The sequence below is a fragment of the Haloarcula rara genome (genome assembly GCF_029338235.1).
In the GTDB taxonomy this organism is placed as follows: Archaea; Halobacteriota; Halobacteria; order Halobacteriales; family Haloarculaceae; genus Haloarcula; species Haloarcula rara.
This window is the reverse complement of record NZ_CP119785.1, coordinates 2,409,865-2,435,911: the sequence shown is the minus strand read 5'-3', so window position 1 is coordinate 2,435,911 and position 26,047 is coordinate 2,409,865. Positions and strand designations below refer to the sequence as shown.

Genomic DNA, 26,047 nt, shown 5'->3' with positions numbered 1-26,047 from the left:
CCGGCGGCGAGGTTAAAGGGTTGTCCAAACGCCGCCGACCGGCGGCGGGGGAAGGTTCCACTCCCACCCAAATCGGTAAATCCGATCGCGCCGACCACCCGGTATGCTCGAACCCGGCGACCCGGCCCCGGAGATCAGCGCACAGAACCAGTACGGCGAGACGGTCACTCCAGATTTCGACGAGCCCACGGTCGTCTACTTCTACCCCGAAGATTTCACCGAGGGCTGTACCATCGAGGCCCGTGACTTCCAGGAGACGATGCCGAAGTTCCGCGAGGGCGGCATCTCGGTGTATGGCGTCTCGATGGACTCCGTCGAGAGCCACGACGAGTTCGCTGAGGAGATGGACGTCCTCTACGACCTGCTTGCCGACCCCGACGGGACGATTGGCGACGCCTTCGGTCTGGACACGAGCAGCGGGCGCGTCGACCGGTACACGTTCGTGCTGGCCGACGGCGAGGTCAAGCGGGTGTACGACCCCGACCGCTACGACCCCGACGGCCACGCCGAGGAAGTGCTAGTGGAGACGCGCAACGAGTTCGTCCAGGGCGGATAACCCTCGTTTCGCGGCCGCTCACGCCGGCGGGCCGTCCCAGTCTTCCCCGTTGTCCCGTGGCTCGTAGCCGACGGTCTCGCGAGCGTGTGCCAGGTCGTCCAGCCACCGGCGGTCGTTGGCGCTGACGCCGTAGAAGTGGTCCCACTCGACGGTCTCGTCGTCCAGGCAGCACGCGACCAGCCGCGCGCAGTCCCGACGTGACTGCCACAGCCCCTTCATGCGTGCGACCTGCTCCGCGTACGCGTCGCTCCCGCGTTCCCAGCGCCCGGCCTCGACGCCCGCCTCCGCGTCGCCATAGGGGTGGTCGTACTCCGGCGCTCGGACCGACCCGATGCGCAGCGCGTAGAATCGAATATCGTTGGCCTCGGCGGCGAGGCGCCCCAGGTCCTCGCCGTAACACTTCGTCAACCCGTAGCGCGAGTCCGGTCGATGGGGCTCCTCGTGGTCGGCGCGAACGTCCTCCGCACCGGGCCCGCCGGGGTCGTTGTGGTAGACCTCGGGCCCGTTTCGGACCTCGACCATCCCGACGGCGTGGTTCGAGGAGGCAAAGACGAGGCTATCGAGTCCGGCGTCGACGGCCGCCTCGGTGACGTTGTGGATTCCTTCGAGGTTGTCAGCCTGGGCGCTGGACCACCCCAGCGACCGGTCGTCGGGACCGCCAGTCCCCGGCGTCAGCGCCAGGTGGACCACCGCGTCCTGTCTCTCGAAGTGAGACCTGATGGCGTCGTAGTCGCGCGCGTCGGCGACCACGTCGGTGTATTCGCCGTCCTCGACGTCGAGCAGCGTCAGGTCGTATTCGTCGCCCAGGCGTTCGGCGAGCGCGCTCCCGACGACGCCGTTCGACCCCGTAATGAGAACGTCCATGGGGCGTGTTGGTCGGCGCGCTATTTCGGTCTTGGTGACACCGACCTCTCAGAAGATCTGCGCACCGCGGCCGATGCGGCTCTGGTAGGCACGCGCGTCCACGCCGTGTTCGCCGAAGGTGTCGAGCATGGCGCTCGCAATCGCGCGCTGGGAGCCCTCGTAACACGCGGCGATAACCGTGGGCCCGGCGCCGGAAATCGTCACGCCCGTCGCACCCGCCGAAAGGGCCGCCTCGCGAACCGACTCGTAGCCGTCGATGAGTTTCGCACGCGCCGGCGTCACGACGGTGTCGTGCATCCCCTCGCCGACGAGGCCGGGGTCGTCGCGGTGCATCCCCGTGGTGAGCGTGGCGGCGTTGCCGACCGTCTCGACGAGCTGGTCGACGCGGGCGTGTTCGGGGACGACGCGGCGTGCGTCCCGCGTCGAGACGACGATGTCTGGCAGGCAGGCGACCAGCGGAATCGAGGCGTCTACCTGCCGGACCCCGGAGTCCGTGGCGATGGTGAACCCACCCAGGATAGAGGGCGCGACGTTGTCGTCGTGTGCGTCGCCGGAGACGACGGCCTCGCCCTTGGCGGCGATGGGGACCAGTTCCTCGCGGGTGTAGCCGCGGTCGTAGAGTTCGTTCAGCCCGACGGCCGCGGCGGCGGCGCTGGCCGCCGAGGAGCCCAGTCCCGACGCCGGGCGCACGCCCTTGTCTATCTGGATATGGGCGGGCGCTTCGAGCGCCGCTGCGACGGCTCCGACGGTGTTTTTCTCGGGGTCCTCGGGGATGAACTGGCTGCCCGCGCCGGTCACCTCGATGGTCGTCCGGTCGGCCTTCGAGACGCGGACGACGTCGGCCGGGCGCTCCAGCGCGACGCCGAAGACGTCGAAGCCGCTGCCGAGGTTCGCGCTGGTAGCCGGTGCCCGGACGGTTAGCATGCCTGCGGATTTTCGCAGGGTGGGCAAAAAGGTAGCGGGTCGGCGAGGGCGCTCTCAGGATTGAGAACACGGGCCAAACGCATAAACCCGAGAGACGAAATCTGACAGTAGAGGTATGTACGTCGATGTTACGGGCATACTCGTCGCCGGAAGCGCAGCGGGTGCGCTCGTCAGCGGGGTCCTGGCGGCGGGTGCGTGGCGGGACCGGTCCATGCCGGGGACGGTCCCGTTCGCCTGGCTGATGGTCGCCGCCGTCGGCTGGTGTCTGCTGAACATCGCCTGGCTCACCACGGCGGACCCGGGAGTTGCATCGGTGGTGTTCCTGTTGACGCGGCTTATCGCGGGGCTCATCGTCGGGCTGTGGGTCGTGTTCGCGCTCACGTACACGGGCCGGGACGGGTGGCTCACGCCCGGCCGGCTCGCAGCGCTGTTGCTGGCCCCCTCGCTGTACGGCCTGCTGGCGCTTTCGAACCCGCTCCACGGGCTGGTGACAGCCGAGGTGGTGTCAGTCACCGAAGGCGGCCTGACCCTGTTCGTCAGCACAACGGGCCCGGTGTATGTGGCCCAGATAGTCCTCCAAGTCGGCTGTATCGCCGCTGGCTACGCCCTGTTCGGGGAGTTCCTGCTCCGGTCGCGGAACCTCTACCGCAAGCAGACGTTCGTCATCCTCACGGCGGGGCTGTTGACCGCGGGCGTCCACGGGCTGTTCGTCCTCGGGGCGACGCCCCACCCCGGCATCGACGTCACGCCGCTTACGTTCGCGCTCAACGGCGTCCTCGTGGGGGTCGCCCTGTTGCGGTACGACTTCGTCTCGGTCACCCCGCTTGCCGGCGACCTGCTCGTCGACGAGCTCCCCGACCCCGTGCTCGCGCTCGACACCGAGGACCGTATCATCGATTACAACGCTGCCGCGGCGTCGCTTTTTGGGACCGACGAGCTTGGGGGCCGCCCCGTCGAGTCGGTCCGCGAGGGCCTGCTCGACGACGTCGAGCGCGACGAGGTGTTCGCAGTGGGTGACCCGCTGTCGTACTACGACCCACAGACCAGCGCCATCACGGACCAGCACGGCGGCGTGCGCGGTCGGCTGGTCGTCCTGCGGGAGGTCACCGGCCAGCAGCGACGCCAGGACCGACTGGAGGCGCTGCAGGCGGCCACCAGGCAGTTCATCGAGGCCGACCAGCCCGAGACGGTCGCCGAGCTGACCGTGCGCTTTGCGACGCGGGTGTTAGACCAGAACGCCGCCGCCGTCTTCCTGGCGACTGACGAGGGCACCCTCGAACCTGCGTCCGTCAGTGACGTCGTCCGCGAGTCCACGGCGTCGCTCTCTATCGACCCCGAGACGTCGCCGGACCACGAGCTGTGGCAGACCTACGAGAGCGGGGAGCAACGAATCGCCGAGTGTGACGGCTGTGGCGCCCCGATGGAGCGGGCGCTGATGGTGCCGATGGGCGACCACGGCGTGCTGGCTATCGCCTCGGCCGACGACAGCTACGCCACCGAGGACCGACAGTACGCCAGGATACTCGCCCAGACCACGCAGGTCGCCCTCGAGCAGCTCCAGCGCCAGCGCGAGCTTCGCGGGAGCCGCAGCTCGGTCAAGCGGCGCAACGAACAGATAGAGTTCTTCAACGGCGTGCTCAGACACTCGCTGCGAAACGCCATGCTCGTCGTGCAGGGGCGGGCGGACCACCTGCGCCACAGCGTGAGCGAGGCGGACAAGCACCACATCGACAGCATCACCGAGTGGTGTGAGCGCCTCACCGAGATGAGCGACGCCATCAAGGACATCAACGAGACGGTGACCGCGAGCGAGAGCGAACGGCTGGACGCCATCTCCCTGTCGGCCGCGGTCCAGGGAGCCGTCGAGAGCGCGGTCGACCGGGAGGGCGACGTCGCGGTCGACGTAGAGATAGACGACGAGCATATCCTCGCGAACCACCTCGCTGAGGCCGTGCTCGAAAGCGTCGTCGAGAACGCTGTCGAACACAACACCAGCGACCACCCCAGAGTCGAAATCGACACCCAGGGCGCCGGCGACTGGGTACAGGTCCGGGTGGCCGACAACGGCCCGGGCATCAGCGACGAACTGAAGACGACGATGTTCGAACGCTCCATCTCCAACGACCAGACCGCCGGCGGCTTCGGCCTGTACTTCGTCTCGGTGATGATGGACCTCTACGGCGGGAAGGTGTGGTACGAGGACAACGACCCCCGTGGCGCTATCGCCATCCTGGAGTTCCAGCGGGCCGACGGGGAGTCCGACCCGGACACCGGCTCGGAGGCCGCCCTGGCGAGTCCTGGCGACCGAAACGCAAACTAAATCCCACGACGACTGAAACCGGGTTGTATGATCGGTGTCGTCGGCGGCGGTGTCGCAGGCCTCGCAGCGGCGTATCGGCTAAAACAGCGCGGACACGAGGTCCGCGTCTTCGAGGCGAGCGAGTACCTGGGGGGCCTGGCCGCGGTGTACGAGACGGCCGGCGACCCTATCGAGAAGTTCTACCACCACCTCTCGAAATCGGAGGAGACCATCGTCCAACTCGCTGAGGAGCTGGGCCTGGGCGAGGACGTCGAGTGGCGTATCGGCGAGAACGGCTACTACGTCGACGGCGTCGTCCACCCGATGGACAAACCCTGGGAGATTCTCGCCTTCCCCCACCTGAGCTTCTATGACAAGTTCCGGCTGGGGATGCTCACGCTCGATATCGACGTCCGCGGCGGCGTTCCGAAGTTCGACACCTACGAGCGACTCGAGGACTTCGAGGACGTCCCCGTCGAGGAGTTCGTCCGCGACCACACCACCCAGAACGTCTACGAGACCTTCTTCGAACCGCTGCTGGACGCGAAGTTCGGCTCCCGAAAGGGCGACGTAAGCGCCGCCTGGCTGCTTGGCCGCATCAAGTTCCGCGGCGAGCGGGACATCCTCAACGGCGAGATTCTGGGCTATCTGGACGGCGGCTTCGGGCGCTTGCTGGACGCCCTCGTCGAGGCCGTGGGCCGGGAGAACATCGAGACGGGCACCCGCGTGACCGACGTCCTGGCCGACGAGGGCGCGGTCACCGGCCTCACTGCCGACGACGGGGACGGCGAGACCACCCACGCCGTCGACGACGTGGTCGTCGCGGCGATGCCCAACGTCCTCGAAGAGCTCACCGGCTACCCCTGCGAAATCGACTTCCAGGGGACCGTCTGCTCGGTCATCAGTATGGACGAGCCCCTGCTGGACACGTACTGGCTCAACATCGCCGACGAGGCGCCTTTCGGCGCGCTCATAGAGCACACGAACTTCGTCGAGAAAGAGCGCTACGGCGGGGAACACCTGCTGTACGTCGCCCGCTACATCCAGTCTCCCGAGGAGGACGTCTGGCAGCAGGACGACGACGAAGTACGGGAGACCTGGCTCTCGGGCATCGAATCGCTGTTCCCGGAGTTCGACCGCGAGTCGGTCAACTGGGTTGAGACCTCGCGCAACCCCCGCACTGCGCCGGTGTACGAGCGCGGTTATCTAGACATGGTCGTTCCATACGACCTCGGTGATGAGGTGGCCGACGGCGTCTACTACGCCGGGATGGCCTCCGAGGCCCAGTATCCCGAACGCTCGCTCAACGGCGGCATCGTCGCCGGCTACGAAGTGGCTGACCGAATCGACCAGAAGTGATCTCCAACCGTCAGTCCGCGGACTGCTCTTCGTCGACGCCCGGCGCCTTGCTCGGGTCAACGTCCGCTGGCTCGTCCTGGCCGCCCACGACGAGTTCGCCGTCCTCGGTCTCGACGTAGGCGTCGTCGGCGAACCCGCCCACCGCGTGCGGGTGCTCTGGGTCCTCTAGCTTCTCGGGCGTCGAGGGGGCCTCGGCGATGCCGCCCGCGGGTCGGAACTCGCCCAGCGGGTCCGAGATGGTGATGCCGTACTTGCCGAAGAAGTCCTCGTAGCGGTCGTAGTGGGCCTGCAGTTCGTCGGCCGGGAACTCCATCATCTCCGTCCAGCCGTGGTTATAGAAGTCGAAGTTGGCCTGGATGTGGGTGATCTCTCGGGCCTCGGCCTCGGGAAAGTCGTCTTCGAGCGCGGCGACGTACGTGTCCATCGTCGCGTCGAAGAAGTCGTCCAGGTGGTCCCGGCGCTCGTCGGCCCGGTCGGCGTCGGCTTTCCCGGCGAAGACGTTGGTGTGCAGGTCGACCAGCCGGTCGTTGACCTTCTCGCCGACGACCGGGAGCGTCAATGCCCGCTTTGCGGCCCAGTGTCTGACGTTCTGACGGAGTTTCATCGCCCGAGCGTTAGGATTCGAGCGTCTTGAAAGGCTCGCTACCGAAAGTGAGCGCCTGTGGACGGAGAATCTGAACTGTGGAGACAGACAGCCAGAAAGCACCGTCCGTAGCCGATTGGTCAGCCGGGGTGGGTGGGACTGAAAGGGGGCCACCCGTTCGAGTCCCAGTACTCGAACGGTCGGGGGCTTTCTGGCTCTCACGCATCCCGAGAGGTACATCGGAGTTCACTGCTAGCCAATATCGCAAACGATACGCAGATAGCAATCCACATTAGGCGTCGTACCGAAGCGTCCGAACATGAGCACGTCGCACGTGATTATCGGGGACGGTATCGCGGGAGCCTCCGCGGCCGAGACCATCAGGGAAGCTGACCCTGACGCATCAGTGACCGTCATCACCGACGAGGGAGAGGCCCTCTACAACCGGATTCTCATCAAGGAGTTCGCGAAGGGGAAACTGCCCGAGGCCCCCATCTCCATCCACGAGCCCGAGTGGTACGACGAGCGCGACATCGACCTCCAGCTCAACACCCACGTCACGGACGTCGAACCGGTCGCCCACGAAGTGCACACCCACAAGGGCGAGACCTACGAGTACGACAAGCTGCTTATCGCGACCGGCGGGACGCCCGCACAGCTCCCCGTCGAGAACAGCGACGCCGACGGCATCCACCACTTCTGGACGTTCCAGGACGCCCGCGGCATCCGCGAGCACGCCGAAGAATCGGACCAGGGCATCATCGTCGGCGCGGGCCTGCTGGGTATCGACCTCGCGGCCGTCTGTGCGGCCCAGGGCATCGACGCGAAGTATCTCATGCGCGGCGACCGGTGGTGGCGTTACGCGCTCTCGAGTGACGGCGCCGAGATTATCCACGACGCCCTGCGCGAGAACGGCGTCGAGCCAGTCTTCGATTCGGGCGTCGACCACTTCACGGTCGACGACGACGGGCACGTCAGCGGGGCCGTCGACCCCAACGGCCGGGAGTTCGACGGCGAGTGGGCCGGCGTCGCTATCGGCCTGAACTTCAACACGGAGTTCCTCGACGGCGCGGGCATCGAGGAGGACGACGGCATCATCGTCGACGAGTACATGCAGACGAGCGTCGAGGACATCTACGCCGCTGGCGACCTCACCCAGTACTACGACACCATCCTGAACTCCCGCGCCCAGAACGGCGCCTGGGGCTCGGCCAAGGAGCAGGGGTCGGTCGCCGGGAAGAACATGGTCGAAGACGCGGAGGAAAAGGAGTTCCGCTGGGTCTCCTCGTACTCGATTACCCACTTCGACTTCCCGTTCCTCTCCTTTGGCCACCCCGCACGCGGCGACGACGAGGCCGAGCGCAAGTACTCCGACAGCGAGTGGCGACGGCTCGCCTTCGAGAACGGCCAGCTCATCGGCGGCGTGCTCATCGGCGACCTCTCCCAGCAGTCCAAGTACAAGAAGCTCATCCGCGAGGAACGCCAGGTCGCAGACCAGAAGGAACTGCTCCTTGAGAAAGACGTCGACCTGGAAGAAGTGAAGGCGAACACCGCCACACCTGCCGAATAGCGCATATTCGCCCCAATTCCCAGAATATTTCAAAATTTCCGCTGCCTTTTTGTACGTTCAATTCGAACGTTCGCCCATGACCAGGCTACTGCTCCGGCGACTCCTGGAGGCACTGTCCGGTGAGGACGACGGCACCGAGAGCAGCGATGAGAGTAGCTTTGCCGGCTCTATGCTTGACTGGTCGATGTACTACGGCCACGACGGCGGCCGCGGGGAGGCCGCCCGCGAGATGGCCCAGATACAGGAGAAGGCGGAGATGCTGGACGAGCAAGAGCAGTTCCGGCGGTAACCAAACGGCAAGCGCAGATTGATTATGACGCAGTGCCAACCTGACCAGATATGGCAGACACTGTCTGGGTCGTCAGACACGGCCAGCGACAGGACAGCGTCGACCCCTCGTGGCACGACCACGCCGACCGCGTCCACGACCCGCCCCTGACAGACCTCGGGCGGTGGGCGGCCTGGCGGACCGGGCGCCGGTTCGTCGAGGCGGGCATCCACCTCGACGCGGTGTATGCCTCGCCGTTCCTGCGGACGGCCGAGACCGCCGAGGAAATCTGTCGCGAGACGGGCAACGACGCCCTGCTGGAGCCGGGGCTGGGCGAACATCGGAATTCGGAGTGGTTCGACGCCGACCCCGAGACCGTCCCGCAGACACACCTCGCCGAGTGGTTCGAGCCGATAGTGCTCGACCACGACCCCTATCTCGTCCCCGAGTTCCCCGAGAGCCACGAGGCGGCGATGACCCGGGCCGGGAACGTCGCCCGGCAGATTGCTGCGGACACCGACGGCTCGCTGCTGCTCGTCGGGCACGGCCTGACCGTGGGCGGCGTGGTCGACGGGCTCGTCGGGTCGACCGACGGCGTGGACGCGCCGCTATGTGGGGTGACCCGCCTCGACCGGAACCGGGGCAACTGGGAGCTGGCCTTTTCCGGCGACACGACACATCTCGACGTGTAGCGGCGACTGCCGGCGAACCCGAACGGGAACGACGCCCTTTTTTCGACACGGGGCGGAGCTACCTCTATGGACGGCGGCAGCGGCGATATGACACTCGCGTTCGACCTCGACGCCCTCAAAGAGCTGGCCTACCCGGACAGCGTCTTCACCGACGCGCGCCAGTGGTCCGAGTACGTCGGCGTCATCTCCGAACAGCCCACCTACGTCGTGACCAACTTCACGCGGAAACACCGCATCAGACAAGACTTCTTCTCGGGGCCCCGCGGCCGCGAGGAGAGTCTCGTGAACGTCAAAGAGCAGTTCGACACGGACCGGTACGTCTTCGTCGGGAGCGGTGAGGCCGACGCCGACCTGGCCGAGACGGCGGGCTGGGAGTTCCTCCCCGTCGAGGACGCCGCCGAGGCGGCCGACTGGGAACTGGGCGAACCACAGCCCCCCGAGGCGACGGCCAACGAAGCGGACGAGGAACGCGACGACTGGCCATAGGGCAGCGACGGCCGAACGGTTGTTTTTATTTCCCGGTAGCTGCAAATTTGCCTGTGTCCCTGGACATCCGTCAGGCCCTCCAGGCCGGCTACGACGACCTCACCAGTACGGCCGGGTACAACGTATTCACGGTGTTGCTGGTGTTCAATATCGGCTACGAGGCCGTGAGCCAGTCGTTTCGCCAGCAGTTACTGGTGACGGCGCCGGGCGTCCAGGCCCCTTGGGGTTTCACGCCGCCGTTCGACATCGACATGCTCGCGTTCGAGTTGCCGTTGTCGGTGCTCGTCGCGCTGACTGTGGCCGCTGTCGTCTCCCACGAGGCGGTTCGGTTCTGGGCCATCCAGCAGTTCGCCGAGAGCCCGGTCCCGACACTACAGGAGCGGGCGCGTATCCTCCTGGCAGTCGGGGGCGGGGTCGCGCTGTCCGTGTACGGTGTCAGGCAGGCCCTCCTGGTGTTCTGGTACGGGCCGGGGTTCGAGATGGGGATACGGTCCCCGCTGTTCGTCTCGGTCGCGGTCGCGCCGATACTCCTCGTCACTGTCTACCTTCGACAGGAGATCGCGCTGACGGCGGCCGGACCCACCGAGACGGTCCGCAACAGCCTCGCCCGGTTCCGCAGGGCCCCCGTTCAGATTTTCGGACTCCTCCTGTTGCTTATCGTACTGGGACAGCTCGCCATCCTCCCGAGCGCAGTCGTGACCCGTGTCGTCACCGTACGGACCGGCACCACGCACTCCGTGCTTGTCGACGTACTCAACCGCGTCCTGTCTGCGGCCCTGAGCACGTTCTCCATTGCGGCGATTACCGAGGCGTATCTGCAAGTCCGGGGCGGCGAGGACGCGGCCGGAGCCGAGTGACCGAACTGTATCGCGGCGTTTAACCACCGGACACCACTATACCGGACAATGGCAGAACCGCGCGTGCCCGGCGGGCGCGAGTCCGAGCTCGAACTCCCCTGTGGCGAGGTCATCAGTACCCACGACGACTTAGACCTCGGGATGCGGGAGTACGACTGCGCCTGCGGGGCGAGTCACGCCGTCGTGCTCGATATGCATCCGCTGGCCCGCTTCGTCCCGGAGTTCTTAGAGCAGGTGCTCACCGAGACCATCGAGCCGGCCGACGACCACGACGAGTTCACGATGGCCCACCTGCTGGGCGTCGTCATCGAGGAGTTCCCCGAGAAGGTGGCCGTCGCCGACGCGACGGAGGACGGCGCCGTCGGCTTCTCGATGGCCTGGGTCACCGACTTCGACGCTCGACGGCTCCACGAGATAGTCGTCGAACTCATCGTCGAGTTGATGGACCACGCCGTCTCCCACGCCGAGGACGACGAGATGGCCGCCGAGTTCGAGGAACAGATGCTGGAGTTCGACATCGGCGCCTTCGTCGACCAGTACCGCGCGGAGCGGGATTTCGAGGACGAACACGACTCAGCGGTTTGAGTCGTGTTCGTCCGAGACGTTCCGAAGGGAGTCTCGCGAACGTAGTGAGCGAGACCTCGAAGACGAGCGGAGCGAGTCTTCGGTGTTTCGAGGACGAGCACGATTCAGCGGTCTGAATCGTGCGCAGGACGAGAAATCCCTTGGGAGCCCCACGAGCCCCGCGAGTGGGGCCTCGGTGAGCTTGCTCACCGGTGCTTCGAGGACGAGCACGATTCGCAGATTTGAGTCGGGGTGTGTCGCCGCTGATGGAGCCCGACACGCCACCCCGACAGCCGGTGGTATCAAGTGGTGATAACCTGACGATTGTTTGATGTAATCGCCGACAGCGTATGACAACAATCGGCAGAACGCGTCCCGTCGCCGTCTTTCGATTTCGGCTAAAGCGTCGTCAGACACCAGTCTGACGGTGTTATATGGGGTTTCGGCTATTGTATGATTGTATGGCCATCCGTCACGGCGAGTTCGAGCGCATCCAGGAAGTCCTCGACGACGCCGACGCAGACGGTCCGCTGACGGCCCGCGAGATTCTGGAGCTGCTGGAGGACGAGGGCGAGGAGTTCGACAGCGCACACCGAGTCGCTACCGTTCTGGGTCGGCGGGCCCAGACCGGCGAGGTAGAGGTTATCCGGGACCAGCCGTACCGCTACAGCGTGACCGGCGAGAACCAGTAAGGAGTGAGCGGGTGATAGCCACCCCCGTGTGAGGGTGTCGCATTACGATATTCGAAACCGAGCTTCGAGAAGCGTACCGTTTCGCCGGGCTTATTACGATGTGTAGGCTCGGAACGGGTAATGACAGCCGAGGAAGACCGCACGATTCTGCTTATCGGGAGCGGCCCCATCAAGATCGGCCAGGCAGCCGAATTCGACTACTCCGGCGCCCAGGCCTGTCGGGCCCTCCAGGAAGAGGGCGCGCGCGTGGTACTGGTTAACTCCAATCCGGCGACCATCATGACCGACCCGGACATGGCCGATAAGGTGTACCTCGAACCGATCAACACCGAGGCCATCAGCGAGATAATCCGGAAAGAGAATCCGGACGGCGTCATCGCCGGTCTGGGCGGCCAGACCGGCCTCAACGTCACCGCCGAACTCGCCGAGGAGGGCGTCTTAGAGGAGTACGACGTCGACGTGATGGGGACGCCGCTCGACACCATCTACGCCACCGAGGACCGCGAGCTGTTCCGCCAGCGCATGGAGAAGATCGGCGAGCCGGTCCCCCGCTCGACCACTATCTCACTCGACGAGGACGAGTCGGTCACGGACTTCGACGAGGCGAACTTTCGTCAGCGCATCCAGGACGCCGTCGACGAGGTCGGCGGGCTCCCGGTCATCGCCCGCACAACCTACACGCTGGGCGGCTCCGGCTCCGGCGTCGTCGACGACTTCGAGGAGCTCGTCGAGCGCGTGCGCAAAGGACTCCGACTCTCCCGTAACAGCGAGGTGCTCATCACCGAGTCCATCTCCGGCTGGGTCGAACTGGAGTACGAGGTCATGCGCGACGCCGACGACTCCTGTATCATCATCTGCAACATGGAGAACATCGACCCTATGGGTATCCACACCGGGGAGTCGACGGTTGTCACGCCCTCGCAGGTCATCCCCGACGAGGGCCACCAGCAGATGCGCGACTCCGCGCTGAAGGTCATCCGCGAACTCGGCATCCAGGGCGGCTGTAACATCCAGCACGCCTGGCGCGACGACGGCACGCCCGGCGGCGAGTACCGCGTCGTCGAAGTGAACCCGCGCGTCTCCCGGTCCTCGGCGCTGGCCTCGAAGGCGACGGGCTACCCCATCGCCCGCGTCACCGCGAAGGTCGCACTCGGCAAGCGCCTCCACGAGATAGAAAACGAGATCACCGGCGAGACCACCGCCGCCTTCGAGCCGGCCATCGACTACATCGTCACGAAGGTGCCCCGCTGGCCCATCGACAAGTTCACCGACACCGACTTCGAGCTGTCGACGGCGATGAAGTCGACGGGCGAAGCGATGTCCATCGGCCGGACCTTCCCCGAATCGCTGCTGAAGGCGCTGCGCTCCTCGGAGTACAACCCGGCAGTGGACTTCGAGACGGTCGGCGACGACGAACTCGAAACGGAGTATCTCGTCCGCCCGTCGCCCGACCGCCCCTATGCCATCTTCGAGGCGTTCCTCCGCGGCTACACGGTCGAGGAGGTCGTCGCGCTGACGGACATCCACGAGTGGTACGTCGAGCGCTTCGAGGAGGTCGCCGACGCGGCCGAGGCGGCCATCGCGGGCGACTACGAGACCGCCGCGGCGGCTGGCTTCACCGACCAGGAGATAACCGCGCTCGCGGGCGGGGAGTTCAACGACACCCACGTCTCGTGGCTACCCGCTGGACTGGACGCCGAGGACGGCGGCGAGGCCGAAATCGAGACCGCGACGGACGGCTCTGGCGTCCAGATTGAGGACGTCGAAAGCGAGACCGTCCACCGAGACTACAAGCTCGTCGACACCTGCGCCGGCGAGTTCGAGGCGACGACGCCGTATTACTACTCGACCCGTGACCCCATCTCGGGCATCGACCGCAACGAACTGCTGGTCGACCCCGACGTCGAGAGCGTCGTCGTGGTCGGCGGCGGCCCCATCCGTATCGGGCAGGGCGTCGAGTTCGACTACTGTTCGGTCCACGCGGTCCAGGCGCTGGAGGCGATGGGCATCGAGGCCCACGTCGTCAACAACAACCCCGAGACGGTGTCGACGGACTACGACACCTCCGACGGACTGTTCTTCGAACCCGTCACCGCAGAGGAGGTCGCGGACGTGGCCGAATCGACCGGCGCCGACGGGGTGATGGTCCAGTTCGGCGGCCAGACCTCCGTCGACATCGGCGAACCCCTGGAGGATGAACTGGCCCGTCGCGACCTGGACTGTGAGATTCTCGGAACGAGCGTCGAGGCGATGGACCTAGCCGAGGACCGCGACCGCTTCAACAAGCTCATGGACGAACTCGGCATCGCCCAGGCCGAGGGTGGCACGGCGACGAGCAAGGAAGAGGCCCTGGAGCTGGCCCACGACATCGGCTACCCGGTGCTGGTGCGCCCCTCGTACGTGCTCGGTGGCCGTGCGATGGACGTCGTCTACAACGACGACGACCTCGAGACGTACATCGAGGAAGCAGTGCGTGTCTCCCCGGACAAGCCGATCCTGGTCGACGAGTTCCTCGCCGACGCCGTCGAGCTGGACGTCGACGCCGTCGCCGACGAGGACGACGTGCTCATCGGTGGCGTGATGGAGCACGTCGAGACCGCCGGGGTCCACTCGGGCGACTCGGCGTGTATGATTCCGCCCCGCTCCCAGGAGATCAAAGACGTGATGCCCCGCATCCGCGAGGTCACCGAGGACATCGCCGACGCGCTCGACACCGTTGGCCTGCTGAACGTTCAACTCGCCGTGCGTGACGGCGAGGTGTACGTCCTCGAAGCCAACCCGCGCTCGTCCCGTACCGTGCCGTTCATCTCGAAGACGACGGGCGTCCCGATTGCGAAGATAGCGGCCCGCGTCATGGCCGGCGAGAGCCTGGCCGAACTGGACATCGAGGAGCAGATTCCAGAGCAGGTCTCGGTCAAGGAGGTCGTCCTGCCCTTCGACCGCCTGCCGAACTCGGACCCGCGTCTCGGCCCCGAGATGAAATCCACCGGCGAGGTCATGGGCACCGCCGGCTCCTTCGGCAAGGCCTACCAGAAGGCCCAGATGTGCGTCGGGAAGGATATCCCGCTCGAGGGCACCGCGCTGGTCGACTTCGGCGTGCGTGGCTACGAAGACCACTTCGACGTGGTGGGCCTCGACGACTTCGAGGACACCGACGCGGTCGTCGAGGCCATCCAAGCGGGCGACATCGACCTGGTCGCCTCGCGCGACCGCGACGTGCTCGAAGCCTGCGTCGAGGAGACGGTGACGTACTTCTCGACCCGCGAGAGCACCGAGGCGGCTCTGGAGGCTATCAACTCCGACAACCAGCCACTCGCGGTGCAGGCCATCAGCGAGCGCCCGAAGACGACGCGCAACTGGGGCGAAGAGTAGGAGAGCCCGAACGGAGTGAGGACTCTCCGAACGTGCGAGCGGCGGAGCCGGAGAGCAATAGCGAGGAAGCGACCGGAGGGAGATTCCTCGGACAGTACGAGCGGTGAGCGAAGCGAGCCGCGAGCAGGTGCGAAACCAGTGGAGCCGGGAGAGCGTCAGTTTTCGCCCTTTCACCACGTATAGTTTATAATTTAGTTTATTTCGAGACAAATATCCTCCTTCCAGAGTAATAACACTACATACAGAACCATGATTAGATGCGGACGATAGCGTCTTCACGAGAGTATGCAGGGACCTACCGAGCGGGGTACGCAGAGATGACGGACCGGGCCACCTACGATCGGGCAGAGACGCTGGCGGAGATAGCGCCGTCGGAGACGGTGACCGCGCCGTTACTGTCCGGTGTCGAGGGTCGGTTCTGTACACCCCCGCTGCACGAGCCGCCGGTCTCGTATCTCGAACCGGCCGAGTCACCCGCGTTCGTGCTCTCGAACGCCAAACGGGGCGTCGGGCTCGGCTCGAAACGGAACACAGTCGCCCCCAGCCGCGACCACGAGACGGTCGTCCTGGTCACCGGCCGGCGAACGCTCTGTCTCGTCGGCCAGGGGTCGACCGACCGGGTCATCGAGATACCCCACGAGTCCATCGCCGACACCAGCTACAGGACCGGTTTTCGCGCCCACCGGCTCGCACTCACGACGCCGCAGAACATCTATCACTGCTGGGTCACCCGGAAGACCGACGAGGACCTGCTCGCGGCGGTGACCGCGTTCATCGAGGACCGACAGGGACAGACGCCCGAGAGCGTCGGCGAGGACGGTACCGTGATGTACCGTGGCCTCCCGATGCGACAGCAGTCAGCGAAGGAGGAACCGACCGCAAGCGGCGAGAAACAGACGGTGATGTATCGCGGGCTGCCGGTCGACGACGGGGAGTGAGCCACCCGGGCGAGAGATGCACCGCTGTGCAGTCTCTCCGTGCAGGAAACCGAAACCTGGAGTCGCTAGTCCTGGGTCATCGCAAGGACGTCGTCGAAGAAGCCGAGTGAGTCGTGGGGGCCGGGGTTGGCTTCGGGGTGGTACTGGCGCGTGATGATGCCCAGGTCGTCGTTTTCGAGCCCTTCGGGGGTGTCGTCGTTGACGTTGACCTGGGTCACGTCGAGTTTGTCGCCAGGGTCGGCGACGGTGTAGCCGTGGTTCTGGGTCGTCATGACGACCTTGTTGCTCCGGAGGTCACGCACGGGCTGGTTGACGCCGCGGTGGCCGAACTCCATCTTCTCGGTCTCCCCGCCCAGCGCGTTGGCGACGACCTGCTGGCCGAGACAGATGCCCGCAAGCGGCACGTCGCCGACGTAGGTCTCGACGAGTTCGCCGGCCTGCTGGAAGTTCTCCGGGTCGCCGGGACCGTTGGAGATAAAGAGGAGGTCGGGGTCGACCTCGGCGATGTCGTCCTCGCTGGCGTCGTAGGGGAAGACGTGGACGACGGCGTCGCGTTCGACCAGCGAGCTCATTATCGAGCCCTTGGCGCCGCAGTCGACCAGGGCGACGGTGGCCCCGTCACCGCCCTCGTTGTAGGTCTCGACGGAGTCGACGGAGACCTGCGCGCCGATGTCGACGTGGTCGGACATGTGCTTGCACTGGTGGAGTTCGTCCAGCGCGTCCTGCTCGGTCACGTCGGGACCGGCCGCGATACCGCACTTCATGGCCCCTTCGTCGCGAATCTCGGTGACGATGTCCCGGGTGTCGAGGTGGTCGACGGCGGGCACACCTTCGCCTTCGAGCCACTCGGCGACGTCGTCGGTGAGTTCGCGGGCGACGACGCCACGCGGGTGAACGCGGTCGTCCTCGAAGCGCTCTTCCCGGACGCCGTAGTTCCCGATGAGCGGGTAGGAGAACGTGAGAATCTGTTCCTCGTAGGACGGGTCGGTCAGGCTCTCCTCGTACCCGGTGTAGGCGGTCGTGAACACGACCTCACCGCGTGTCGTCCCAGGAGCGCGGGCACGCGCCTCGATGACACGGTCCCCCTCCAGCGCTACGTATGCATCAGCCATTACGAGATGCGTACAGGACTGGCCGGCATAAGGGTTGCTTTCGAAGCCGAGTTACGATTTTCGTAATCCTCAAGTCAGGTGGGGCGGAAACTTCGTATCTCCATGGACGAACTGGACAGGGAGATACTGTCGATACTCCGGCGGGACGCCCGCACGCCCTACACGGAGATTGCAGACCAGGTGGGGACCTCCGAGGGGACGGTGCGCAACCGCGTCGACCGGCTGGTCGACGACGGCATCATCGAGCGCTTTACCGTCGCGACCCGCACCGGCAACGTCAAGTCCATGATAGAGGTCGGCGTGGACGTCAACGTCGACACTGAGGCCGTCACCGACCACATCGCGGAGTGGCCCGCCGTCGACTTCGTCTGGCAAGTTTCGGGCGAGGAGGACATCGTCGTCGTCGTCGACGCGGCCGACACCGGCGCGGTCAACGAACTCATCACCCGAGCGCGGGAGCTCGAGGAAGTGGTGAGTACGAAGACGAGGCTAATCCTCGACGAGCGGGTTGGGTGAACAGAGCGAGGTCGCAAAGCGACCTCGATAAACGAGCGGCGGAGCCGCGAGCAGCAGTGAACCCACCCTGGGGACGAGTATTCGCCGACTGAGGCTGATTCTGGACGAGCGAGTGGGATAGCGACGTACGGCTACCGATGGTTCAGAATGTGGTCGGCCGCCTTCTCGGCTATCATGGTCGTCGGGGCGTCCGTGTTCCCGCTGGGAATCGTCGGCATGACCGAGGCGTCGACGACGCGCAGGCCATCGACGCCGTGGACAGCGAGACGGTCGTCGACCACCGCCATATCGTCGTCACCCATCTTGCACGTGCCGACAGGGTGATAGAGCGTCTCTGCCGCCTCGCGGATGTGTTCGATTAGCTGTTCGTCCGACTGCACATCGGGTCCCGGCGACACCTCCCTGCCGCGGTACTCGTCGAAGGGCTCGGCCTGCAGAATCTCGCGGACCAGTTTGACCCCTTCGAGCAGTATCTCCAGGTCCCTCTCCTCGGTGAGATACTGCGGGTCGATGCACGGCTCGTCGAGCGGGTCTGCAGAGCGAAGCGAAATCCGGCCGCGGCTCTCCGGGCGAAGGCAAAGCGCACTCAGCCAGAAGCCGTGGCCGTCGGGATTGTCGAACCCGTGATTGACAGAGTACGAGGGGCCGAAGTGGAGCTGGATGTCGGGCCGGTCATCCGCATCAGAGACCGAGACGAAGCCGCCACCCTCTGCGACGTTCGAGGTAAGCGCCCCCCGTTTCAGCACCAGATACTTCAGCAGGTTCCACAGCGAGTCCGCATCGTCGAGGGTGACCGGCTTCTCGCAGGCGTAGTTGACCTTGACGTTGAGATGGTCCTGGAGGTTTCGGCCGACACCGGGGAGCTCGTGGACGACCGAGATGTTGTAGTCTGTGAGGTGTTCCGCTGGCCCGACCCCCGACAGCATGAGCAGCTGCGGCGAGTTGATAGCGCCCGCCGAGAGAATCACCTCCTCGCTGGCGTCGACCGTCTCCGGCTCGTCGCTCCCGTCGCGAACATACTCCACGCCAACTGCCTCCTGGCCGTCGAACCGAACACGCGTCACCTGCGCTCCAGTCACGGCAGTCAGGTTCGGTCGGTCCAGAACCGATTTCAGGTAGGCGTCGGCGGCGCTGTGGCGCTCCCCGTCCTTCTGGGTCACCTGATAGCGGCCGACGCCCGACTGCTCGCCGGCGTTGAAATCCTCGTTGTGTGGGAGTCCGACCGTCTGCCCCGCCTCGACGAAGGCCTCGCTGAGAACGTTTGGCGACTGCTGGTCGGCCACGTTCCGCGGTCCGCCGGTCCCGTGGTATTCTGAGCTGCCGCGTTCGTTGTGTTCGGCCCGTTTGAAGTAGTCCAGGACGTCCTCGTACGCCCAGCCGTCGTTTCCGAGTTCGGCCCAGTGGTCGTAGTCCTCGGGCTGGCCGCGAGCGTATATCATCGCGTTGATGGAACTCGACCCCCCGAGCGTCTTCCCGCGGGGCCAGTAGAGTTCCCGGTCGTGCAGTTCTGTCTGGGGCTCGGTGTCGTACTCCCAGTCGACGTCGGATTCGAACAGCTCCACGAACGCAGCCGGGATGCCTATCTCTCGCTTCTCGTCCGGTTTGCCCGCCTCCAGTAGCAGCACCCGGTCCTCGTCGGCCGAGAGCCGATTCGCGAGCACACAGCCCGCCGGCCCCGCGCCGACTATCACGTAGTCGTAGGTTCCGTCGCCCACATTTCCCATGTTATTTCATGCATATCAGTATAGTCTTAAACCCCGCAGTATCTCCGGGAAGAGCGGTGAACTGGTGGGTGAGCGGTCAACCGGTTGGCGGCTGGTCCGTCGGGTGTGTAATCTGATAGTTTAAGTGTGATGACGACAGGAGTAAGGACAATGCCGTCCCAGTCGCCAAACGAGTTCGTCCTCACCTCGTCGGTGCGGACGGAAATCGTGCTTCGAGTGGCCGAGCGCCCGACGCCGACCGACGCGCTTCTGTCCGGAATCGATGCGAGCGACTCCGCGGTCTACGACGCGCTCTCGACGCTCAGGGGCCGCGGGCTGCTCACCGAGGGCGACGAAGGCTGGAAACCCACAGCGCACGGGCACCTCGTCGCCGACAGCGTCTCGGAGTGGCTCTCCGCGGAGGACTTTCGCGCGACGGACCCGGCGTTCTGGAAGAACCATCAGATAGACGTTATCCCGGCAGCGTTCCGTCGGCGACTGCCGGAGATCGGCGAGTACGAAATCGTCCGCGACGTCCCCCAGGAGCCTAACAGGTGCGAGGACGTCGCCATCAGCATGCTCGAATCGGCCGACGCCTGTGAGCTCACGACGCCGTACTACTCGCGGCGCCACCAGGAGGCCATCCCCACACATCCGGAGACGCGCTTGCTGGTGACTCGAGAGGCAATCGACGTCAGCTTCCAGCGGTACAGGGACGGTCACCGCGAGGAGCTGAACAACCTCGACCCGGCGACGCTCCGACTGACAGACTCCCAGTTCGCATCCGTCGTCACCAACAACAAGCTGAAGTTCGAGCTGCCCGCGGTGAGCGAGGGCAGGACGGACCGACAAACCGAGAGCGGGGCGACCGACACGTCCGAACACGGCTCGGTCGCCGGCACCACCGCCCTGTTCGTCTCGGAGACCGAGTCGGCGGTCCAGTGGGGACGGGACCTCTTCGAGGCGCTCTGGGCGGAGTCAGACCCCCTCGGCCCGTACGTGGAACGGCAGTTCCCCGAACTGGTGGAGTGACTCCCGGTTCGCGTCTGCGTCAAGCCGGTTGTGCCATCTGCCGAGGGATTCGAGGGAACCGCCCCAGCGACGCCGCGAGCGACGCCGAAACGCTTTATTCACCGAAATCGGCGCGTAACTGGCCTGATTGGGAAAGCGAGGGTTCAAGTATTACTTGGTGTAACCACCGAGGTATGAAACGACGGACGTTCCTCTCCGGAGTCGGTGCGACGGGCGCCATCGCGCTGGCGGGCTGTAGCGCCGAACCAGTGAACCAGACGACTACCCCGAGTGAGAGTGAGTCGGACAACACGCTCACGGTCGCGACGTATTCCTCCTTTACCGGCGAAGACACCGCGGGCAACTGGCTCAAATCGAACTTCGAAGCCGACCGCGACGCGACGGTTGAGTTCACGACGCCCGAGAGCGGCATCAACCAGTTCATCCAGCGCAAGTCCGAGGGCGCGCCGGTCGAGGCGGACGTGTTCGTCGGCCTGAACACCGGTGAGCTCGTTCGTGCGGACGAACAGCTGGACCAGCAGCTGTTCGCGACGGCCGACGTCGAGGGCGCCGACTCGGTCAAGTCCGAACTCAACTTCGACCCGGACGGCCGCGTCGTCCCCTACGACACGGGCTACATCAGTCTCGTCTACGACGAGGGCGAAGTAGAGAATCCCGGCACCTTCGACGCGCTGCTGGAGCCGGCCTACGAGGACGGACTCATTGCCCAGAACGCCCAGCAGTCCGACCCCGGACGAGCCTTCCTCCTGTGGACCATCCACGAGAAGGGCCCCGACAGCTATCTCGAGTACTGGCGCGACCTCTCGGACAACGGCGTGCAGATTCTCTCGGACTGGGAACCGGCCTACAACGCCTACACGAACGAGGAGGCCCCGATGGTCGTCTCCTACTCCACGGACCAGGTGTACTACCACGGCGAGGGCGTCGATATGTCGCGCCACCAGGTCGGCTTCCTCAACGACCAGGGCTATGCGAACCCCGAGGGGATGGCGCAGTTCGCAGACGCCGACAACCCAGAGCTTGCGCGTGAGTTCATGTCGTTCATGCTCACCGAGGAGGCCCAGAAGGAAATCGCCGTGAACAACGTCCAGTTCCCCGCCGTCGAGGGCGTCGAGCCCGGCGGCGACTTCGGCGAGTACGCGCTGGAACCGCCCGAACCCGTCACGTTCAGCTACGACAAACTCGCCGGCAACGTCGACGGCTGGATAGAGGACTGGGGCCGGGAGATAGCGAGCAACTGAATGTCCGCCCGGGACGACCGGGTACTCCCGGTAGCCGTCGCCGCCACGCTGGCGACGCTGGCCGTCGTGTTCTACTACCCCGTCGGGAGCGTGCTCGCCAGCGCCGTCTCCGACGCCGGCCGGTTCACGACTGCGCCGCTTGCCGCTGTACTCGGTGACCCGTTCTACCACGACCTGTTTGCCTTTACCGCCTACCAGGCGCTGCTGTCGACCGTCGCCAGCGTCGTCGTCGGGCTCCCCGGGGCCTATCTGCTCGCCCGCTTCGAGTTCCCCGGCCGGCGGTTCCTCCGCTCGGTGACCATCCTCCCCTTCGTCCTCCCCTCTATCATGGTCGCCGTCGGCTTCCTGGCGATGTTCGGTCGGACGGGGCTGGTAAACGACGTGCTCACGGTCGTCGGCCTGGGGCCGGTCGAACTGACGTTCACGCTCGAAATCATCGTTCTGGCGCATGCCTTCTACAACGCGCCGCTGGTCACGCGGCTGGTGACGGCCGCCTGGGAGTCGGTCGACCCGGCCCGCGTCGAGACCGCGCGAACCCTCGGGGCCACCCCCCTGCGGGCGTTCCGTGACGTGACGCTGCCACAGCTCCTACCGGCGCTGCTGACCGCGTCGGTGCTCACGTTCATCTTCACGTTCATGTCGTTCCCCATCGTACTGGCCCTTGGCGGGCTCGAACTCGCGACCGTCGAGGTGTGGCTCTTTGCCCGCGTCCAGCGTCTCGACCTGGCCGAGGCGGCCACGCTGGGGGCCATCGAGACCGCGCTCTCGCTGGGGCTGATATACGTCTATCTCCGCTTCGAGGCCGCGCAACTGAACGCACGCGGCGAATCGCGGGGCCGGGCGCGGACCCCGCTGTTCGCCGGCTGGCGCTCGCTCGTCGACCCGAAACGGGTGGCGCTGTTCGCCTACGCCGGCGCGGCGCTGGTGCTGTTCGTCGGGCCGCTGGTGAGCCTGGTCGTCGAGAGCGTCACCACGCCCGATGGGGCCGTCACGCTCCGGTACTACGAGTTCCTGCTCGCCCAGCAGGCCTCGACGGCGGCGGGGACGACTCGCCCGCTGCCCGCGATAACGAACTCGCTGCTCTTTGGCGTCGGCGCACTCTTGCTCGCCCTGCCGATGGGCGTCGTCGTCTCCGTCGTCGCGACCCGGGAGCGTCGCGGCTCCCGGCTCTGGGAGGCCCTGCTGACGGCGCCCTGGCCGTCAGCGGCATCGTCCTCGGACTCGGGATGCTGCGTACCCTCGTCTTCGGGACGACGCTGTTTGGCTACCGCGTCACCGTCACCGGGCCGGTGGCCATCGTCGCCGCCCACGCCGTCGCGGCCTACCCCTTCGTCTCGCGCAACGTCACGCCGGCGCTGGGGAGCATCGACGACCGGCTCGTCGACGCCGCCCGGGCGCTCGGGGCCGACCGGACCACGGCGCTGCTCGACGTCGAACTGCCCCTCGTCGTCCCGGCGCTCATCGCCGGCGCGGCCTTCGCCTTCGCTATCAGCATCGGCGAGTTCGACTCGACGGTGCTGCTGGCCGAGGGGGTCGACAGCGCGACGATGCCGGTCGCGCTCGAACGCTACACCGGCAACCGCTCGCTCGGCCCGAACCTCGGGCCGGCGACGGCGATGGGCACCGTCCTGCTCGCGGTGACGACCGTCAGCTTCGTACTCATCGACCGCGTCGGCAGCGGGTGGAACCAATGAACGAGCCCGGCGTCGAGGTGGAGGGGATGCGGGTCGCATTCGACGGCGTGACCGCACTGGAAGACGTGTCGCTGTCCATCGAGCCCGGGGAGTTCTTCACCCTCGTCGGGCCGTCGGGGTGTGGGAAGACGACGATGCTTCGCGCCATCGCCGGCCTGACCGACGGGGCCGACGGCAGCGTCGCCATCGACGGCCGGGACGTGACCGACGCCCCGCCCGAAGCACGCAACGTCGGGATGGTGTTCCAGAACTACGCCCTGTTCCCGCATATGAGCGTCCACGAGAACGTCGCCTACGGGCTGCGTTTTCACGACCTCGGGGACGACCGCAGTGAGGACGAGCGCGTGGCCGAGTTGCTCGACCTCGTCGACCTCTCGGGTGTCGCCGACCGGTCGCCCGAGCAGCTCTCGGGCGGGCAACAGCAGCGCATCGCGCTGGCCCGCGCGCTCGCGCCCGAACCCGACGTGCTCCTGCTCGACGAGCCGCTGTCGGCGCTGGACGCGAAGCTCCGCAAACGGCTGCGCGTCCAGATAAAGACCATCCAGCAGGAACTGGCGATTACGACCATCTACGTCACCCACGACCAGGCCGAGGCGCTGGCGCTCAGCGACCGGGTGGCCGTCATGCACGATGGCCACGTCGAGCAGCTCGCGGCCCCGGAGACCGTCTATCGGGACCCCGCCTCCCGCTTCGTGGCCGAGTTCGTCGGCGACAACAACCTCTTCGAGGGCACCGTCACGGCCGGCGGGACATGTATCATCGTCGACGGAGCGAAGCTGCCGCTGCCGGCCGATGCTGGCGTATCGGCGGGTGAGTCGGTGACCCTCGCGGTGCGGCCCGAAGCCATCGCGGTGGTCGACGGAGCGAACGGTTCGGGGTCGGTGGAAACGACACTCGAAGCGACGGTCGAGACCGTCGAGTTTCTGGGGGACGCCTACCGGGCCCACTGCCGCTGGCAGGACCGGCGGGTCGAAGTCAAAACGGCGGCGTCGGAGCCGCCAAGTGGTGAGGTTCGGCTTCGGTTCGACAGGGCCGATGCATACGTCATCTAAGTCGGGGTATTTTAGACCGGACCGGGCGAGAGTGAGACAATGAGCGACCTCGGGAAGATAGACCGGGAGACGTTCGACGACGTCATCTACCCCAATCTGGGCGCACCGCGGGCGGACGTATCGGTCGGCCCCCGCCACGGCGTCGATTTCGGTGTCCTGGACATAGGCGAGCGCGCTATCGTCGTCGCGACCGACCCCATCTCCATCCTGCCGGAACTGGGGTGGGAGCGAGCCGGTCGGCTGGCCCTGGAAATCGTCCTGACCGACGTCGCGGTCTCCGGCGTCGCACCGACCCACCTGGCAATCAACCTGACGCTCCCGCCGGCCTGGAGCGACGAGAACCTCGAAGCGCTCTGGACCGGTCTCGCGGACCACGCCGAGCGCCTCGGCGTGAGCATCGTCTCGGGACATACGGCCCGATACCCCGGCATCGACAGCTCCTGGGTCGGCGGGGCGACGGTGCTGGGGGTCGGGGACCACGACGATATCGTCCGGCCGGACGGCGCCACGCCTGGCGACGACATCGTCGTGACGACCGGCCCGGGGGCGGAGGTGACAGGTCTGTTTTCGACACTGTTTCCCGAGCGACTGGGGCTCGACCCCGAAACCGTCGCGACCGCACAGGAGCGCGTCGAAGATATCGCCGCGGTCGAAGACGCCCGAGCGGCCTTCGCGGCCGGCGGCGTCACCGCGATGCACGACGCGACGGAGGGCGGTATCGCGGGCGGCCTGGTCGAGATGGCCGGCGGCGCGGGCGTCCGGTTCGATATCGACGGCGACGCGGTGCCCGTCGCGCCCGGGGTCGCGGCGGTGTGTGACGCGGTCGGCGTGGACCCGTGGCAGGTATCGAGCGCCGGCACACTCCTGTGTGCGGTCGAAGCCGGCCGGGGAGCGGCGGTAGCCGAGGTAATCCGTGACGGTGGGACACCCGCCGCCGTGGTGGGTTCTGTGACCGACGGCGAGGGGGTCTTCGTCGACGGCGACCGATTGTCGGCCCCCGAGAGCGACCCGGCGTGGGCCGAATTCGAGCGGTTCTCGGAGGGGTAGCGGGAACCGGGGTTCATGACGCGGGCCCCGGAAAGGCCCCTCGTCGCTGCCGGCCTCACCGTCGCCGTCGGTCTGGCCGCTCAGGACGTTCTCGGAAACTTCGTCTCTGGCGCGTTCATCGTCACCGACCCTGACCTGAACGTCGGCGACACCATCGAGTGGGACGGCAAGCGCGGCGTCATCGTCGACATCGACCTGCGGGTGACGCGGGTCCGGACACCGAACAACGAACGCATCGTCGTCCCGAACACCGAACTGGCGACCGGAACGGTGACCAACCGGACCTCGACGGGCCCTATCGGTGTCTCCTACGAATTCGGCATTCCCTACGAACGGACGTCTCGGCGCTAGAGAGTATCGTCAGGGACGTCGCGAGCGAGCTCAACCACGTCGTTGAGGAGCCAGAGCCGATTGTGGGTGTCAGCCAACCGCGGTCGTCGTCGTCGGCCGCGTGTGGATTCCGAACGAGCGACGGAACCGGCTCCCGGCCGTGCGCTCGGCGTTCGTCCGGGGCGTCAACGAGGAGTGTCGCGCGGCGGGAATCGACCTGAGCGAGACGACCCAGCACGCCATCGACGGCGAACTGGCCGTCAGGGACCCCGACGCGCCCGGGGTTTCTGACTGAC

Annotated in this window: 24 protein-coding genes and 1 pseudogene; 20 read left to right on the top strand and 5 right to left on the bottom strand. The window is 66.2% G+C overall.

Annotated features, from left to right (window positions below):
• The first annotated feature begins 103 nt into the window (after positions 1 to 103).
• On the top strand, positions 104 to 556 hold the full coding sequence (locus P1K32_RS12935; protein ID WP_276250133.1) for a peroxiredoxin: 453 nt from the start codon (positions 104 to 106) through the stop codon (positions 554 to 556).
• 18 nt (positions 557 to 574) lie between these two features.
• Here the strand turns inward: P1K32_RS12935 and P1K32_RS12930 are convergent, their stop codons facing one another.
• Positions 575 to 1,420 (bottom strand): NAD-dependent epimerase/dehydratase family protein, encoded by an 846-nt coding sequence (locus tag P1K32_RS12930; RefSeq protein ID WP_276250132.1) that lies wholly within the window; start codon positions 1,418 to 1,420, stop codon positions 575 to 577.
• Positions 1,421 to 1,468: 48 nt separating this feature from the next.
• Positions 1,469 to 2,344, bottom strand: coding sequence for a homoserine kinase (locus tag P1K32_RS12925; protein ID WP_276250131.1), 876 nt, complete (start codon positions 2,342 to 2,344; stop codon positions 1,469 to 1,471).
• 115 nt (positions 2,345 to 2,459) lie between these two features.
• On the opposite strand from P1K32_RS12925, the gene P1K32_RS12920 reads away from it, so the two are divergent.
• Both P1K32_RS12920 and P1K32_RS12915 read left to right on the top strand, forming a co-directional pair.
• Entirely contained in the window at positions 2,460 to 4,664 is a 2,205-nt protein-coding gene (locus tag P1K32_RS12920; RefSeq protein WP_276250130.1) for a sensor histidine kinase, read from the top strand.
• Positions 4,665 to 4,691: 27 nt separating this feature from the next.
• Entirely contained in the window at positions 4,692 to 6,002 is a 1,311-nt protein-coding gene (locus P1K32_RS12915) for an NAD(P)/FAD-dependent oxidoreductase (protein WP_276250129.1), read from the top strand.
• 10 nt (positions 6,003 to 6,012) lie between these two features.
• Here P1K32_RS12915 and P1K32_RS12910 read toward each other — a convergent pair whose 3' ends face one another.
• Positions 6,013 to 6,606 carry a DUF6149 family protein gene (locus P1K32_RS12910; RefSeq protein WP_276250128.1) on the bottom strand — a complete coding sequence of 198 codons (594 nt, stop codon included), beginning with the start codon at positions 6,604 to 6,606 and terminating at the stop codon, positions 6,013 to 6,015.
• Positions 6,607 to 6,904: 298 nt separating this feature from the next.
• Between P1K32_RS12910 and P1K32_RS12905 the strand changes: the two genes are divergently transcribed.
• From P1K32_RS12905 to P1K32_RS12865, 9 genes are all read left to right on the top strand, one after another.
• Positions 6,905 to 8,155 carry an NAD(P)/FAD-dependent oxidoreductase gene (locus tag P1K32_RS12905; protein ID WP_276250127.1) on the top strand — a complete coding sequence of 417 codons (1,251 nt, stop codon included), beginning with the start codon at positions 6,905 to 6,907 and terminating at the stop codon, positions 8,153 to 8,155.
• Between the two features lie 76 nt (positions 8,156 to 8,231).
• Positions 8,232 to 8,444 carry a hypothetical protein gene (locus P1K32_RS12900; protein ID WP_276250126.1) on the top strand — a complete coding sequence of 71 codons (213 nt, stop codon included), beginning with the start codon at positions 8,232 to 8,234 and terminating at the stop codon, positions 8,442 to 8,444.
• 50 nt (positions 8,445 to 8,494) lie between these two features.
• Positions 8,495 to 9,115, top strand: coding sequence for a histidine phosphatase family protein (locus tag P1K32_RS12895; protein ID WP_276250125.1), 621 nt, complete (start codon positions 8,495 to 8,497; stop codon positions 9,113 to 9,115).
• 66 nt (positions 9,116 to 9,181) lie between these two features.
• Entirely contained in the window at positions 9,182 to 9,601 is a 420-nt protein-coding gene (locus tag P1K32_RS12890) for a DUF7124 domain-containing protein (RefSeq protein WP_276250124.1), read from the top strand.
• A gap of 53 nt (positions 9,602 to 9,654) precedes the next feature.
• A complete protein-coding gene (locus tag P1K32_RS12885; RefSeq protein WP_276250123.1) occupies positions 9,655 to 10,458 on the top strand; it encodes a hypothetical protein in 804 nt (267 codons plus the stop codon).
• Positions 10,459 to 10,506: 48 nt separating this feature from the next.
• Entirely contained in the window at positions 10,507 to 11,043 is a 537-nt protein-coding gene (locus P1K32_RS12880) for a DUF5815 family protein (protein ID WP_276250122.1), read from the top strand.
• Positions 11,044 to 11,483: 440 nt separating this feature from the next.
• Positions 11,484 to 11,714: a hypothetical protein gene (locus tag P1K32_RS12875; protein ID WP_276250121.1), complete on the top strand. Its 231-nt coding sequence runs from the start codon at positions 11,484 to 11,486 to the stop codon at positions 11,712 to 11,714.
• A gap of 120 nt (positions 11,715 to 11,834) precedes the next feature.
• On the top strand, positions 11,835 to 15,086 hold the full coding sequence (gene carB / locus P1K32_RS12870) for a carbamoyl-phosphate synthase large subunit (protein ID WP_276250120.1): 3,252 nt from the start codon (positions 11,835 to 11,837) through the stop codon (positions 15,084 to 15,086).
• A gap of 317 nt (positions 15,087 to 15,403) precedes the next feature.
• On the top strand, positions 15,404 to 16,024 hold the full coding sequence (locus P1K32_RS12865) for a hypothetical protein (protein ID WP_276250119.1): 621 nt from the start codon (positions 15,404 to 15,406) through the stop codon (positions 16,022 to 16,024).
• Between the two features lie 65 nt (positions 16,025 to 16,089).
• On the opposite strand, the gene carA is transcribed toward P1K32_RS12865, so the two are convergent.
• Positions 16,090 to 17,136 (bottom strand): glutamine-hydrolyzing carbamoyl-phosphate synthase small subunit, encoded by a 1,047-nt coding sequence (gene carA / locus P1K32_RS12860; protein WP_276250118.1) that lies wholly within the window; start codon positions 17,134 to 17,136, stop codon positions 16,090 to 16,092.
• A 102-nt stretch (positions 17,137 to 17,238) separates the two neighbouring features.
• Here carA and P1K32_RS12855 point away from each other — a divergent pair, with 102 nt between their 5' ends.
• Entirely contained in the window at positions 17,239 to 17,652 is a 414-nt protein-coding gene (locus tag P1K32_RS12855; RefSeq protein ID WP_220589337.1) for an Lrp/AsnC family transcriptional regulator, read from the top strand.
• 131 nt (positions 17,653 to 17,783) lie between these two features.
• Here P1K32_RS12855 and P1K32_RS12850 read toward each other — a convergent pair whose 3' ends face one another.
• The gene (locus P1K32_RS12850; protein WP_276250117.1) at positions 17,784 to 19,376 is read right to left on the bottom strand and encodes a GMC family oxidoreductase; all 1,593 of its coding nucleotides are present in this window, start codon (positions 19,374 to 19,376) and stop codon (positions 17,784 to 17,786) included.
• 150 nt (positions 19,377 to 19,526) lie between these two features.
• On the opposite strand from P1K32_RS12850, the gene P1K32_RS12845 reads away from it, so the two are divergent.
• The 7 genes and pseudogenes from P1K32_RS12845 to P1K32_RS12815 all read left to right on the top strand — a co-directional run bounded on the left by P1K32_RS12845 (position 19,527) and on the right by P1K32_RS12815 (position 26,046).
• Positions 19,527 to 20,387, top strand: coding sequence for a helix-turn-helix transcriptional regulator (locus P1K32_RS12845; RefSeq protein ID WP_276250116.1), 861 nt, complete (start codon positions 19,527 to 19,529; stop codon positions 20,385 to 20,387).
• Positions 20,388 to 20,560: 173 nt separating this feature from the next.
• Positions 20,561 to 21,628, top strand: coding sequence for a thiamine ABC transporter substrate-binding protein (locus P1K32_RS12840; protein WP_276250115.1), 1,068 nt, complete (start codon positions 20,561 to 20,563; stop codon positions 21,626 to 21,628).
• A pseudogene (locus P1K32_RS12835) lies at positions 21,629 to 23,322 on the top strand (ABC transporter permease).
• The gene (locus P1K32_RS12830) at positions 23,319 to 24,374 is read left to right on the top strand and encodes an ABC transporter ATP-binding protein (RefSeq protein ID WP_276250114.1); all 1,056 of its coding nucleotides are present in this window, start codon (positions 23,319 to 23,321) and stop codon (positions 24,372 to 24,374) included. The pseudogene P1K32_RS12835 and the gene P1K32_RS12830 overlap by 4 nt, the downstream one beginning before the upstream one ends.
• 39 nt (positions 24,375 to 24,413) lie before the next feature.
• On the top strand, positions 24,414 to 25,421 hold the full coding sequence (locus tag P1K32_RS12825; RefSeq protein ID WP_276250113.1) for an AIR synthase family protein: 1,008 nt from the start codon (positions 24,414 to 24,416) through the stop codon (positions 25,419 to 25,421).
• 15 nt (positions 25,422 to 25,436) lie between these two features.
• Positions 25,437 to 25,772: a mechanosensitive ion channel family protein gene (locus tag P1K32_RS12820; protein ID WP_276250112.1), complete on the top strand. Its 336-nt coding sequence runs from the start codon at positions 25,437 to 25,439 to the stop codon at positions 25,770 to 25,772.
• 100 nt (positions 25,773 to 25,872) lie between these two features.
• Positions 25,873 to 26,046 carry a hypothetical protein gene (locus tag P1K32_RS12815; protein ID WP_276250111.1) on the top strand — a complete coding sequence of 58 codons (174 nt, stop codon included), beginning with the start codon at positions 25,873 to 25,875 and terminating at the stop codon, positions 26,044 to 26,046.
• Position 26,047: the final 1 nt, after the last annotated feature.

Bases quoted from the DNA above. Each gene is read 5' to 3' on its own strand.
- P1K32_RS12935 (WP_276250133.1), top strand. From the start codon at position 104: ATGCTCGAACCCGGCGACCCGGCCCCGGAGATCAGCGCACAGAACCAG.
- P1K32_RS12930 (WP_276250132.1), bottom strand. From the start codon at position 1,420: ATGGACGTTCTCATTACGGGGTCGAACGGCGTCGTCGGGAGCGCGCTC.
- P1K32_RS12925 (WP_276250131.1), bottom strand. From the start codon at position 2,344: ATGCTAACCGTCCGGGCACCGGCTACCAGCGCGAACCTCGGCAGCGGC.
- P1K32_RS12920 (WP_276250130.1), top strand. From the start codon at position 2,460: ATGTACGTCGATGTTACGGGCATACTCGTCGCCGGAAGCGCAGCGGGT.
- P1K32_RS12915 (WP_276250129.1), top strand. From the start codon at position 4,692: ATGATCGGTGTCGTCGGCGGCGGTGTCGCAGGCCTCGCAGCGGCGTAT.
- P1K32_RS12910 (WP_276250128.1), bottom strand. From the start codon at position 6,606: ATGAAACTCCGTCAGAACGTCAGACACTGGGCCGCAAAGCGGGCATTG.
- P1K32_RS12905 (WP_276250127.1), top strand. From the start codon at position 6,905: ATGAGCACGTCGCACGTGATTATCGGGGACGGTATCGCGGGAGCCTCC.
- P1K32_RS12900 (WP_276250126.1), top strand. From the start codon at position 8,232: ATGACCAGGCTACTGCTCCGGCGACTCCTGGAGGCACTGTCCGGTGAG.
- P1K32_RS12895 (WP_276250125.1), top strand. From the start codon at position 8,495: ATGGCAGACACTGTCTGGGTCGTCAGACACGGCCAGCGACAGGACAGC.
- P1K32_RS12890 (WP_276250124.1), top strand. From the start codon at position 9,182: ATGGACGGCGGCAGCGGCGATATGACACTCGCGTTCGACCTCGACGCC.
- P1K32_RS12880 (WP_276250122.1), top strand. From the start codon at position 10,507: ATGGCAGAACCGCGCGTGCCCGGCGGGCGCGAGTCCGAGCTCGAACTC.
- P1K32_RS12875 (WP_276250121.1), top strand. From the start codon at position 11,484: ATGGCCATCCGTCACGGCGAGTTCGAGCGCATCCAGGAAGTCCTCGAC.
- carB (WP_276250120.1), top strand. From the start codon at position 11,835: ATGACAGCCGAGGAAGACCGCACGATTCTGCTTATCGGGAGCGGCCCC.
- P1K32_RS12865 (WP_276250119.1), top strand. From the start codon at position 15,404: ATGACGGACCGGGCCACCTACGATCGGGCAGAGACGCTGGCGGAGATA.
- carA (WP_276250118.1), bottom strand. From the start codon at position 17,136: ATGGCTGATGCATACGTAGCGCTGGAGGGGGACCGTGTCATCGAGGCG.
- P1K32_RS12855 (WP_220589337.1), top strand. From the start codon at position 17,239: ATGGACGAACTGGACAGGGAGATACTGTCGATACTCCGGCGGGACGCC.
- P1K32_RS12850 (WP_276250117.1), bottom strand. From the start codon at position 19,376: ATGGGAAATGTGGGCGACGGAACCTACGACTACGTGATAGTCGGCGCG.
- P1K32_RS12845 (WP_276250116.1), top strand. From the start codon at position 19,527: ATGCCGTCCCAGTCGCCAAACGAGTTCGTCCTCACCTCGTCGGTGCGG.
- P1K32_RS12840 (WP_276250115.1), top strand. From the start codon at position 20,561: ATGAAACGACGGACGTTCCTCTCCGGAGTCGGTGCGACGGGCGCCATC.
- P1K32_RS12830 (WP_276250114.1), top strand. From the start codon at position 23,319: ATGAACGAGCCCGGCGTCGAGGTGGAGGGGATGCGGGTCGCATTCGAC.
- P1K32_RS12825 (WP_276250113.1), top strand. From the start codon at position 24,414: ATGAGCGACCTCGGGAAGATAGACCGGGAGACGTTCGACGACGTCATC.
- P1K32_RS12820 (WP_276250112.1), top strand. From the start codon at position 25,437: ATGACGCGGGCCCCGGAAAGGCCCCTCGTCGCTGCCGGCCTCACCGTC.